We start from the raw sequence: 12,669 nt of genomic DNA, 5'->3' as shown, positions 1-12,669 counted from the left end.
GCCCTAAGCTCCAAGTTAATAAATGTTGAGCAAAGGGCAGATTCAGGGCATTTTTCCCTTCTGCCTTCTATATTTTTTCGGTGTAATTGCGGTTCTCCATCATCTGAGTTGCGTGAAAAGCTGAGAGCGATCGCACAAATATTTTCTCAGGCGTGCAACTATTAATAGGTTGATTAATCGATGTCTTCATCTGAAAAACCATCTTCAGGATACTCCTTCCGTACAGGCACTGTTGCAGAGTTACAAGCGCACAACTCTAAATACTCTGGTTGGATATTTCTTTTGACATCTGTCTTAGGGATAGTTCTTTGTATCCGAACAGTTTTAGACATATTTGTCAAGAGATTAGAGATAAATTATAAAGCATATTTATTTGAGTATGGAAAACCGCCAAATCACTTCTTTGATTGGCAGATTATTTCTTCAGCAGTCAGCCCAAGTGATTTTTTTGTATTTTTGTATATGGGTGGTGCAGTTGCATTTGGATTTGGCATATACATACTTTCTGCATATTTAATGTCACGCAATTATGCCAATGATAAAGTTTTTTTTGTTGAATATCAAAAGCAAATTGTTGGCTGGGCATTCTTTGTAGCGAAAAAAAAAATATAATATACTGTCTAACATTTATATTGCTCCTAAGCATCGCTACCAAGGTGTTGGTTCACTGTTACTCTGGAATTGCCTAGAAAATGTTAGTTTACCTGTATATCTAGTTTATCTTCCTCATCTCAAATCATTTTATGAACGATTTGGGTTTGTCGCTCTTCCCAAGAAAGATAAGCCCAAAGAATTGCAGCTTTATCAACTACCTGCAATGGTATTATTGCAACCACCAATTCCCATCGGCGAACATCAATCAACAAGTTTACCTTTACCACCTGGGATTTCTATTCGCCCCCTCCAAGATGTTAAAGAGCAATGGCAAATCTACAAAACCTTTTGGCATCGGCAAAGATTTAGAAAATCTCTACTTTATATTTTGACTGTGCTTGCTTTGATGGCAAGCGGCAGTTTTGTGGTAATTAGTCTAACTTTAAGCTTTATCAAAGCCCTTTTGGGTTTAACCTGGATAGCGGAATTTGATTATTCTTTACTAGATCTATCAGTTTCGGGAATTGCGATCGCTTTATGGTTCATCTCCTTATACTTCATTTTGAATCGCTTTATTTTTAGATGGCAAGAGTTAATAATTGAAAAAGATAAACGCCCAATAGGTTACGTTCATTTTGGTAAAAATACGAACTGTTCGATATTATTTAACTTACATATTGAGCCACAATATCAACCACAAGAAATGACGAGGTTGTTATTAGCTCGGATTCAGCCGCAAATCACCTTACCCCTGTACTGTCTAGGTTGGCGTAAAGATAAACAGTTTTATAATGGGCTGGGTTTTATTTCAGCTAATCGTCAAGAACTACCGTTAGAATTTAAAATTCTTCAGTTGAGCGAGCAAGTATATTTAAAGCTGACATCTCAGGCGGCGACAAACATATCTAATCAGTTACCGGAAGCTATCGCAGCTATTAGCGCACATCAAACTATACACCCAGCAAATCCACCAGTTAAAAAGTCACGCGGGAGCAAGTGGTTTTTGATTGTCGATGTGGTGATTTTTCTGGTGATGTATATGCTGACACCACTTTGGCAAATACCACAAATTTACGCTGACTCACAGCAACAAGCTCCAAAAAAGGATATCTCGACTCATACACCAGCTATCCCAGCCTGGAAAATACCAGAACATATTGGAGTTTTAGCGATCGCACCAGATAACCAAACACTCATCAGCGGGAATTGGGAAAACAAAATTCAAGTTTGGGATATTAACAGCAAGAGTCTGCAACAAACCTTGAGCGTCTTTTCTGGCAAAATTCAATCTATCGCTGTAAGTCCAGATAATCAAACTTTAGTCGTAGGTACATCTACAGGCGTAATTCAAAAATGGAATTATAAAAGTATCACATTAGATAAAACCTTTTCTCCCGGACATTTAGGAGAAGTCCAAGCCTTAAATATCAGTGCTGATGCTCAAACTTTGGTTACTGGGAGTATGAACGATCCGGTTGTAAAAGTTTGGAATTTACCTCAGGGTAAACTTCAACAGCGAGTCAATACTCGTGGTTATGTTTTGTCTTTAGCAGTCAGCAAAGATAATCAAAATTTATATATTGGTAGCCTGGGTGGAGTCAAGATTTGGGATTTACGTCAACAAAAGTTTATCCAAAGCTGGGCGGCTCATTCTGTTGGAGTTGAGGTAATCGCCCTCAGCGCTGATGGTAAATTAATAGTCACTGGCGGGATGGATCGTCAAGAACTCAGTACAATTTGGATGGTTAAAGTTTGGGATGCTCAAAGTTTAAAACTCTTAAAAACATTACCGGGGTATTCTAGTTCATTAAATTCATTAACTATTACTCCTGATAGTCAAACAATCATTTTTAACGATTGTTGTTCCACAAACTTGTGGAATTGGATGAATGACAAATATATTTCTGATGTTGATGGACTTAAACATGATGCTGTGCTAAGTCCAGATGGTGCAAATCTTATCGGTGCAGCGTCTGATCGTCAAACCATTACAATTAAAAATTTAAACAGTCTGTTGCCATCAAATTCTAATCAATGAAGGAAAACTCGGACTATGCCTAGGAGGTGATTCAGTCATTCATAGCGCTTGATAAAACTGTACACGACATAAACTGGATCTGGGTGATCGGGTCCATGAAATATGTTAACTTGATTTGATGAATATTGACGTTCGCCCCAGACAGCCCAAATAAGAGAAAGATCGTTCTCCTTAAGAAAGTCTCTCAATAATTCCTCTCGCATGTAAAACAGTGACTGACCGTTGTTGAAATAATGGCTACGATCAGAAACGTTACATGTCGCTTTCACTCCCTTACTTGTAACTAGATCGAATGTTTGTGGTTGACCAATTAACTTCAAATCAGAGGCAATCTCTTTTGCTAATGTAGTGGCATGACTAACATCATTAGCATTGCTACGACTACTTTCCCAACGAAAATCACGAACTGGAATTAATGCGTTATATGTAATTGTATGTTGGTATACTTCCTCAGCATCAACAAGTATTTCACGGGTTTCAAGACGTTCAAGTTCCTCTTCGCTAAGCTTCAGCTTGCCATCTTCCTGTGCATTAGTACCTAATAAGCGAAGTCTAACTATATCGACATGACTCAAATCTAGCTGTTTACCATCTAAAAAAAATCTTGGCTCCATCCGCTCAACTTGAACAGTCTCTTCCTCTACAACAAACGAGAACTCACAAGCGCCATTTTCAAGGAATGTTTCACACCACGGAATCTCGCCTGCAAACATATAGCCAACCGATGGCTTTTCAGGCAACCATCTTCCACCTAAGTTTTGATTGGACAGATGCTCGATAAAAGAATCAGCCTCACTAGCCAGGACTAGAAAACTTCTGATAAAGCAGAAAATATTTCGACCCAGAGTTTCAGTTTCCTGTGCTACGAAGCCATCTAACATAACCCAAGGTCCAGCTTCGTTTTTAATCTCTGCTATTTGAAGATAGGGGGTTAAATCAGGCAATGCTCCATTGGCGATCCATTCCTTTGTATCCATATCAGGATCACCCAGGAAGTCTGTTTGTATCAGGAAATCCTCTAGTGGTTGTTCTGGAAAACTTGGGTCAATATCTAAATCCCAGTTCCAATCTCGCTCACGGGGTCTCTCAATTTTTCCTAAATCATGTAATAGACCAGTCATCTCATAGAATGCAATCCATGAGTATTTCTCACCGTAAAGCTCTATCTTCTGAGCATCACTTCCTGCCCTATTCCAGCGATTTCCATTCTCTATTGAGCTTTCAATATCTTTAAACTTTTCACTTGACCATCCAAGCTGCTCGATCCGCCAAAGAATTTGCGCTCTGACCTTTTGATACTCTTTATTGTTGAAATCATAGTTGCTGCGTCCTGGCACTAAACTTCCGAGAGTGCCGTTTTCAAAATCCATTCGGAATGGTGAATCGGCACCATAACGTTTCTCTTTAGACGCTTCACTTTCGCCCCAATCGCGAAGTCCCCCTTCAAATGGAGCTTTACTTCTTTGAATCTCTTCAGAGGTAAAAAATTCAGGATGGTGTACGGAAGCCATTTCTATAATCCGGCTTCCGTACTCTCTCATAAGGGAATGTGTAGTGCTAAATGGTGCGCTTTCTGCAAACATTGAATCATATATACTCCGCGCATAGGTCAGTAACGTTTCGGTCACAAACGTTGGGTCGCCTAAATCCACATGCCGAGCCATTGCAGTCCCATAACTTGCAGCAAGTATTCTCTCTGGGACATAAGGATCGTTGATCGCAAGTGCTGTTAAACTTTCCTCAAATAGTGCTACGGGGTTTCCGCGTCCAAACCAGTACAATGCACGGGTTGCCACATCACGAAGTTGTCGATCTGTAGTGGTCAAAAGCCACATAACCCACTTTGCACGCAGTCGATCAGAAGCAGTCCGAAAGTCCTGCTGTTGTTTCCACCTACCCTCTATTGCTAGTAGATCGTTAAATCTCTCGGAGCGTGTTTCTCGAACCCACTCAGTCCAAACAATATCTCGTTCAGAAACTGACATTGCTCGAAGTGTCTCATCAAGAAAAGCAGCATTAAGTGGGTGAAGTGGCACTGCACGGGCTACTTGACATCGAACGAACAAGCGGCTTCTAAATCTTGAGGATTCATGTAAAAGGCTCAATAAGGCGCTTACTGTCTCTTGGTCTAAATACTCTGCATCTATTTCAGCCGCCAACGCAATAGCGTTTTTCTTTAACGGCTCTGAGACATGCTGCCAAATTTGTTTCCCTTGCATTCGGCGCGGGGTTAGTGTAACCAAAGCCCTAAGTATGTCGGGTGCCAATTCGTGGCTAGTATCCCCAGTGAATAGTGCGATAGTCTCAGGGGTATTCAACCAAGCAAAAGATACATCCTGCGCGTACTTAATGAGAAGAGCATTAGCGACAATATACCCTCCGAGCGCGTCATAAGTTGGCGTGACTACATATTCATACGGCTCAGAACCTGGATTTCTGAAGATAATCCCTTCCTGTGCTAAAAGATTAAAGATATTACTGTCCCACTTATCCCATCTACAAGAAGTATCAGATGCTGCGACACGAAAGCTTGCTTCGCTAATCTCCCGTCTTCCACACTTCCATAATTCGATTCCAAGTGTGTAAATCGCCTTCTTCACTTCATTTGCAGTGTAAGTATGGCTGAGGTTAGTCATCTGTGAAATTCGCTCAGCAGCATTAGCAACATACTTTTCAAATAGTGGTGCAAGCGAGGTAGGAAAATAATCAATCTTGACTTCAGATTCTTTTTTCGGGTTGGTGACCTCGCAGAATATTCGCAACGTTAGTGGGTGCTGCAAAAACTCCGTAGGAACCTCTGAGTCGCCAGGGTCTATATTGAAGTGACTGAAATACTTTTCGATTGCTTTATCAACATCACCTCCAAACCCCTCACTTTCTATTGTCTTTATGCCATCAGGAAGAGCCATAACTGCGAATGATTCTCTAGTTTCAGTTTGTGACTCTCGATACTGATGCCAATCTTCCTTTTTCCGTTCTCCAGTTCTCAATGTGCAAACTACTAGAACGTTAGGAAATTTCTTTACAATCTCGCTGAACGAAGCTAACTCAGGCTTCCAATCTGCGGGATTCTCAGCTTCGTTAAGTCCATCAATTAGGATTGGCAATCGACAGCAGGCGCGTTTACCAGCCGCATCCACTGCTGCCAGTAAAATTTCCATACTCGGCATAGGAATGCCATTGATTGAGAGGTTTTTTGCAAGATCATCAAGAGACTGCCCCCTATGAAGATTACGACCCTGAAGAAAAATACCAGCAGGTCTCTTCTCCTGGGGGGCAGTTAATTGGGCAGCCATCTGCGTCTTACCACCACCTGCATCGGCTAAAACTCCAACCAGACCAACTCCGAGAAATTCTTCAGCTTCGTCGAGGAGTTCTTGCGCTGTGTACATATCGTCTAGCGCGTTAGTGGCATGTAGTGCAGCGGGATGGTTTGCAGACCGTAAGTGTCTAGGGGTCGAGCGAACATCTATATTGATTAATGTTTTGCGTTCCTTTAATTTTTGCTGGATAACATCAAGGTCTCCATCTGCAAGAATTTGATGAAAATTGATAAGAGTATCAGCAAACGCTGAACAAGCATCAATAAAAGAGGTTATGTAGGGTTTTAATCTGGGTACAGCGTCGTCTAACTCACACGATAGTAAGTCAGATATATTCTTCAAATGCTCCCCGACTTCAATCAATTGTCCCCATGAGTCAACCTCTCCCAGCATTCGCCGAATTATCCGCTCGGCATCAACGGCTTGGTGGACTGGTTCTAGCCAGCGCTCTCGAATTGGCTGAATTGCTATCCTGTGTCGTTCTGCCAGATTATTCGGAGTTAAAACCTGCTCACCAAAATAGGTGCTTCTGAGTATTAGTCCATCTCCACTCAGGTAAGTGTCTATTTCTTCTTCAGTCCATAAGTGAAGCTTGTAATTCGTTGCGAGCGCGTAATACCATTCCTGGTCTTTCTTACTAAGCGTGTAGCGTGTCCAGAGAACCCAATCTGTAAGATATGGCAATACTTTCTCGGTTTTTCTCAACGAATCCTCAATATCTGTCCGACTAGCCGCCTTTAAATCACCACTCTGATTCCTTTGATATAGCTTGCATTGCCAGCCAAACCAATCTGATGCATTACCAAGCTGGCAGGATTCAGTTAATTTAATATGAAATTCAACGCCAGGTTGGTTCGCCAGCGCTTTGAAATCTCCAAATCGTCCATGTTGCAGTCTCATCAGACCACGACATAGATTTTCAAAGTTGCGGGTATTTTCACCTGAAAGTGAATCAAATTTTGTCCAGTCTAGAGAAGGCATTCCAGTATCTTAAAAGTTTATTTACCTCGCCCATACTCAGCGTCTGGGTAATCATGAGCCGAAAAAATCTCAATTTTTGCTCCTCTATCAATCATAAGCTTCATAAAAGCGGAAACTTCTGATTCATCAGTAGTTAGAATCAATTTGTCTTCTTCTATTCGAGTGCTTACGTCATACAAAAACTGCTCAAGTTCCAGAGGACCAAGAGTATAGATATTTGCATCCTTTAAAAGAGCAAAAACTTCATCTTCAAATCGGTTTTGAGTTCTACCAACTTCTATTTTGTCAGCAAGCTTTTCAGTAAGCTGATCAATTGTTTGTTTGGTTTTTCTCGCGTCATCAATGCTCTTAAACTGCCCAATCATTACTAAGTTCATTGAGTGTTCAGACCCGTAGCCACCCCAAATTTTCATAAATTTACCTCCTGATTGCTTCTAGCTAGCTTATGAAGTGCTAACATCACTCCATCCTCAAGAATCTGAACACCGTCAATACTGTATGAGGTTGGTTTCAAAATTCCTGAAGCATCTATATGGGCAAAGGCATCTAACCCTGTTTCCGCAATAAGGGGATTACAGGTCGGAAGTCCATCAGCACCACTCTCGCTGACTGCAAGGGGAATACCTCCACTGTAGTTAGCCACCCATTCTTGCAATATTCTACGAGTATCACTATCAATCCCGCCAGTTTTTAGGGTAGCTTCTTCAGGCAAGAGTAAAAATTCAGCACAGCCGAATTCCTCTGCAAATTCAACAGCTTTATCTAAGTCATCACAAGTTTTTGAGTTGACCACAAAATTGATGCCAAATGGAAAACGTTTACTAAGTGCCTTGATACGTTGAATCAAGGTAGCAAAAGGTCTTCCTCTGAGAGATTCGTAGGTGGCTTCAACCCCATCCATACTCACTCTGATGAAATTCACATTTCCTGATAGATCGTCAAGAAGGCGATCGCTAAGATGATGGGCATGAGTGGTCATGGTAACAGCCAAACCCGTTTTTTCAGTTGCGTAGGAACAGAGTTCTGCGAGTCGAGGATACAGAGTCGGTTCCCCGCCCCCGAAGCCCACACCAATGCAACCATTAGCATCTAAATCAGCCAGCCAGCTTGTTAACCGCTCGAAATTCAGTGCGGCAGGATTTTTCGGTGCGTAGCAGTGAAAGCATACAAGATCGCAAGCATTCGTCAATGCGATCGATACTTGGCGTGGAGCGGTTGACCACAGACTGGAAGGTAGACTGATTTCATCGACTAAGAAATTCACGCCAGTGTTTCGGTTGAATAAATGTAAACCTGCGGCTCCTACACGAATCTTTAAGTGGGAAGTGACATTGATAGGAAGTTTATTAACTATAGGCATATTAGGAATTTAGAGCCGATTCTTGCAGTCGTTAGTCCAGTTGGAAACTTACAAAGTATTAAATCGGTGAGAGGCATCACCAGTGGACTAGGCTTACAAGACATATAGGTTTACGAAAACAGTATAGATAACTTTTATGAATTTTGACTCGTCACTGAGGGAAATATTCTCTAGAAGCTTTTTATCGCGATAATGTGTGTAGCTAACTATTTATTATACGGAAACTTACCGTATAATCTTTTTCTAAATCCTAATATATCAAGCATTACAGCTACTTTCTTTCTGGATATATTATACCTAAAATGGTACAAAGTTAACACCCTAGCCTCTGGCTACGCCAACGACACGCTCCGCGTAGCTTGCTTCCCCGGAGTGGTACGCAAAAAAGTATCAGTTATCACTTCTAACAGGGGTGAAATGAGCAGGCGAACAGAAACTTACGCTAAGGAATGATCAGCCATTTTGAATCTTGCGATCGCCACGGATAAGACTGTACCAATAAAAAAGTGAAATAAATAATGTTGAATTAAATCAACTCCAAGACTTATTACAAAACTGGATTAATGTTTGGGACAAATCAATGGAAATTACAGATATTGCATCTGTTGCGTCTACTTGGTCACAGCGAGTATTGGAGATGTCGGGTTTGCTGGCTTCTGAATCTATGAGTGCATAGTCTTAAGTAATGCACTTGACCACTTGACCACTGCGATCAGCTACGCTGGGCGGTTACGCCATCGCTCCTCAGTAAATACTACTGTATCAAGAGTCGGCAGTCGCGTCATTATCAGTGGTAGAGTATTTAGAAGCAATAAAATAATTATTTTTGCTTGGTAATTAATTAGATTTTGCTACGGGATTATGAGAATACTACACAGCAATTTGCTCCCAACTAGAATTCTCCTCAAGAATATTTTTTTCATCAAGAGAAAGTATTTTAGGTTGCATTTGTTGTAGGTCACGCAGTACCATTTCGGTATCCTCAGCATTAAATTTATAGTACTCAGTTAAACTCCCTATGGGATAATTAAAGTTACGATAGCGGTGTTTGAAATATAATTCAATGTTTCCCCGATGCTCCCAAATTCCTAATACTCTAATAGCAACACTGGAATAATGAGCAAGTAAATCAATTTTTACTTCTGCTACTCGCTTGACAACGGATCTTTGGGTTACTCCTATCTTGTACAGAGTGCCAATATTCGTTTCAATCTCTAAAAAATATAGGCTAGAGGATAGAATACGTTGAAGTTGAGCGCGGTAGAGTTTTAAATCAGTAAGTCGATATGCTAAATCTGGAGCATTTTTGTATTCGGCGTGTTTAAAAGCTAGCTCAAATTTCAGCAGTTTTTTAAGTAATAGTGGCTCCTGTACATCATTGAACCGTGCAAACTCTAGCGCTCCAACAGGAATTTTACCCAAATCACTAAATTCATACTCAGGTGGGGTTAAGTATAGGTTTTTTCTTAACACTCCTGCTTTGAGTAAACTAGAAGTAATTAAGTAGGAACTAATAGGGTAATTTTTGGCTCCGTACTCCTGCCAAAGCAGCTTTAACTGTGCCAAATCCTTGCCGGATAATTGAACGTTGAAATTGTCATAGAGTGGCAGAGTAGGGAATTCTCGGTTAGCTATGGGGCGGCAGGTTTCTTCATTATGAGCAAAATGATGCTCTTTCACCTTGCCTTTTTTAGCAGTTAGACTGCTATTACAGTAAGGACACTTAAGTGAAGTCTTGCCCCTGTTGATATCTTCAATACATATCAAGATACCTTCTTCATTTACACCATATTTTAGCCACATTGCCACACCATTACTGAATAGTTAAAGTTGCTCTTACTAGTGTGCTTTAACTTTTCTAAGATGTCTCTATCTTCTGGAGTAATATAATGTTGATTTTAAGAATTAATGCACCAATTAAAAACCCCTCCAAGGTTGGAGAGATAAAGTAGCTTTTCAAAGGCTGTACTGAAACTATGCTTTATTCAAAGTTGCCATTACCCATCATGTGATAAGCAATAACAGCAGTATCAAAGGGTTGCAGAGAATTGATATTTATGGAATTACTGGGTAAAGTAATTGATGTTTCACTCTTGTTAGAAGTAGCTGTTTGATTGTTAGCGATTCTAGGTAGTAAAATAGAACCAACAAAATTTGCTAAATTGAGTGAATTAGCGAGTTTCATAGGTGATCCTCTGTTGGTTATTGAATATATATATAACTGAAATAATCTAACAACTTATGCATCACAGTTAATCATTTGTAGGTGCGAACGCTCTTTTTTCGTCTCTACGAGATGCTACTCGCGTTCGCTTCAATGAAGAGCGATATGGCTGGCGCTCTTACCACAATTCCTGTTATTCAATTTTTTATTCCTGAACCACCAACTCTTGCAGCAAGGCATCATTTATCCTTTGTGTCTCTTTCCCAGTACTTTCCTTGATGTCAAAAGCCTGCTGCACCACAGCTTGAACTGACTCTGGCAATGATTCAAATTTTTCCGAATTGAGTATAACGATGCGGCAACCTGGGTAAGGCATAAAATCAGTAAAGGGTTCCATCCCCGATGTAATCAGAGTTTTGCTAAGTTCCGCAATAGGATGATGAGGCTTTTGGTTGTCCTCACTGCGGTTGATTTCTGATGCCATATAGCCGCAAAACCAACTCAAAGTGTCAATATCTTTCTGCAATGCTGCCAAAATCCCCGTTACTACTCGTTGGTTGAGGTTGACAGGTAAATAATCAAAGATGCTGTCTAAGGCTTCTGGGTGTCGCTTGTGGCAATAACGCACCGCAGATTCAATAAGTTTATCGATTTTAGTAGGTTGAGATTGCCCAAATCCCTTTGCACACATGGCACTGCCTCAAAATTTACGTGCTGGAAGACGCGATTTTAACAGAATTAGTGGGGCGATGAGCAGGAGCCGGGAGTACATTTATTTCGCAACACTGCCCGGTAAAACCGTTTGCTGGCAGCAACATCAGCAACCCGTAGATGAACATGGTCAATCAGGCGACCTCGATGGAATTCCATAGTGTTATCTTGCCTCTAAAAATGAGTCATTCTCTGGTCAAGCATTGTTCTGGTTGAGTTGCTGCTCAAGCTGCTCATCCCAGAAGGCGGCTTCTATTTTGTGTCCATCTGGATCGCGCACAAAGCAGCCGTAATACGGCTCACTATAGTCGGGTCTGCCACCGGGGGCACCATCGTCTTTGCCTCCTGCCGCTAATGCTGCCTCATAGAAGGCGTGGACTGCTTCTTTTGTAGGAGCAATAAAACCAATGTGAGTTCCATTGCCAACCGTTGCAGGTTGCCCGTCGAAGGGAGTTCCCACCCAAAATTCGGGATACTGTTTGCCATAGGCGATCGCCCCCGGATGCTCCATAAATCGCTTACAGCCCAATGTTGGCAACACAGCATCATAGAAGGCGATCGCTCGTTCAAAATCATTAGTACCAATCGAAACGTGCGAGAGAATGCTGGGATTGTTATCCATGTCGGAATCTTCTATCAGTTGAGGTGGATGTCAATACTGCTCGGGTAAAGCATTTTTAACTCGGAATCGGGTTTGGGGAAAAGGTTAAAGGGTAAAGGTTAAGGGTTTTTTCTTTCCCTTTTCCCTTTCCCCTTTTCCCCAAAACCCGAGCTGGCTCTTTAAACTGTTGTAAACCCTTAGCCGGACTGAATGTTAGGTTGAACTTCGTGCAACCGACGTTCCAGAAAACGACGCTCACTGTCATTTGTCACTAATTCTAGTGCCCGTGTATAGCTCTGGGTCGTTTCCTCTAATGCTCCAACACGCCGGAATAAATCTGCACGGGTGGCATGAAAGAGATGATAGCTGTCCAGTTCTGGAGCAAGGCTATCAATCAGTCCAAATGCGGCTTGAGGACTGTCTGCCATTGCGATCGCCACTGCTCGGTTCAAGGTAACAATGGGTGAGGGCTGCAAGCGTTCCAACACCTCATAGAGCCGCACGATCTGCGCCCAGTCTGTTTCTTCGGCGCGGGTTGCCTGACAATGGAGGGCGGCGATCGCCGCTTGCAGGGCATACACTCCGGTTCCAAAGAGCAACGCTTCCTCTACCAGAGGTAACGCCTCAGCAATCTGTAGATGGTTCCAACGACTGCGATCCTGATCTTCTAGCAAAATCAAATCGCCTGCCTCATCTAGACGCGCATTGCGCCGCGAATCGTGCAATAACATCAGCGCCACCAGTGCTGTGACTTCAGATGGGGGTTGGGGTGCCAGCAATTGCCGCATCAGTTGCCCCAAGCGAATCGCTTCGATGCAGAGGTCAGCCCGCACGATCGCATCTGTGATTTGAATCATAAAATGAACTTTTAGCTCAAGATATGCTTCAAAAAGAGCT

The 12,669-nt window shown here is 41.9% G+C and carries 12 protein-coding genes; 3 read left to right on the top strand and 9 right to left on the bottom strand.

Annotated elements, in window-relative coordinates:
• Positions 1-67: 67 nt before the first annotated feature.
• Positions 68-190, bottom strand: a complete 123-nt coding sequence (locus tag RMY00_RS28490; protein WP_276512104.1) for a hypothetical protein — start codon at positions 188-190, stop codon at positions 68-70.
• Here RMY00_RS28490 and RMY00_RS28485 point away from each other — a divergent pair.
• Together RMY00_RS28485 and RMY00_RS28480 are read left to right on the top strand one after the other, a co-directional pair.
• A complete protein-coding gene (locus tag RMY00_RS28485; protein ID WP_322650759.1) occupies positions 181-612 on the top strand; it encodes a hypothetical protein in 432 nt (143 codons plus the stop codon). The two genes, RMY00_RS28490 and RMY00_RS28485, sit on opposite strands and share 10 nt — an antisense overlap.
• Before the next feature lie 205 nt (positions 613-817).
• Positions 818-2,632, top strand: a complete 1,815-nt coding sequence (locus tag RMY00_RS28480) for a WD40 repeat domain-containing protein (protein ID WP_322650758.1) — start codon at positions 818-820, stop codon at positions 2,630-2,632.
• Between the two features lie 35 nt (positions 2,633-2,667).
• Here RMY00_RS28480 and RMY00_RS28475 read toward each other — a convergent pair whose 3' ends face one another.
• From RMY00_RS28475 to RMY00_RS28450, 6 genes are all read right to left on the bottom strand, one after another.
• On the bottom strand, positions 2,668-6,936 hold the full coding sequence (locus RMY00_RS28475) for a hypothetical protein (RefSeq protein WP_322650757.1): 4,269 nt from the start codon (positions 6,934-6,936) through the stop codon (positions 2,668-2,670).
• Between the two features lie 17 nt (positions 6,937-6,953).
• Positions 6,954-7,349, bottom strand: a complete 396-nt coding sequence (locus RMY00_RS28470) for a DUF6375 family protein (protein ID WP_322650756.1) — start codon at positions 7,347-7,349, stop codon at positions 6,954-6,956.
• Positions 7,346-8,296 carry a radical SAM protein gene (locus RMY00_RS28465; RefSeq protein WP_322650755.1) on the bottom strand — a complete coding sequence of 317 codons (951 nt, stop codon included), beginning with the start codon at positions 8,294-8,296 and terminating at the stop codon, positions 7,346-7,348. The genes RMY00_RS28470 and RMY00_RS28465 overlap by 4 nt, the downstream gene beginning before the upstream one ends.
• A gap of 870 nt (positions 8,297-9,166) precedes the next feature.
• Complete coding sequence (locus RMY00_RS28460) at positions 9,167-10,099, bottom strand: GIY-YIG nuclease family protein (protein WP_322650816.1); 933 nt, start codon at positions 10,097-10,099, stop codon at positions 9,167-9,169.
• Between the two features lie 178 nt (positions 10,100-10,277).
• Positions 10,278-10,481 carry a hypothetical protein gene (locus RMY00_RS28455; RefSeq protein WP_109013317.1) on the bottom strand — a complete coding sequence of 68 codons (204 nt, stop codon included), beginning with the start codon at positions 10,479-10,481 and terminating at the stop codon, positions 10,278-10,280.
• A gap of 184 nt (positions 10,482-10,665) precedes the next feature.
• Positions 10,666-11,151, bottom strand: coding sequence for a hypothetical protein (locus tag RMY00_RS28450; RefSeq protein ID WP_322650754.1), 486 nt, complete (start codon positions 11,149-11,151; stop codon positions 10,666-10,668).
• Between RMY00_RS28450 and RMY00_RS28445 the strand changes: the two genes are divergently transcribed.
• The gene (locus RMY00_RS28445; RefSeq protein WP_221704736.1) at positions 11,150-11,332 is read left to right on the top strand and encodes a hypothetical protein; all 183 of its coding nucleotides are present in this window, start codon (positions 11,150-11,152) and stop codon (positions 11,330-11,332) included. The two genes, RMY00_RS28450 and RMY00_RS28445, sit on opposite strands and share 2 nt — an antisense overlap.
• Positions 11,333-11,367: 35 nt before the next feature.
• On the opposite strand, the gene RMY00_RS28440 is transcribed toward RMY00_RS28445, so the two are convergent.
• Positions 11,368-11,793, bottom strand: a complete 426-nt coding sequence (locus RMY00_RS28440; protein WP_109013315.1) for a VOC family protein — start codon at positions 11,791-11,793, stop codon at positions 11,368-11,370.
• Positions 11,794-11,969: 176 nt separating this feature from the next.
• Positions 11,970-12,669, bottom strand: a 700-nt coding sequence (locus RMY00_RS28435; RefSeq protein WP_322650753.1) for an RNA polymerase sigma factor, incomplete at its 5' end; no start/stop codon positions are given.

The organism is Nostoc sp. ChiVER01 (assembly GCF_034531155.1).
GTDB lineage: Bacteria > Cyanobacteriota > Cyanobacteriia > Cyanobacteriales > Nostocaceae > Nostoc.
This window is presented reverse-complemented; position numbering and strand designations above follow the sequence as displayed.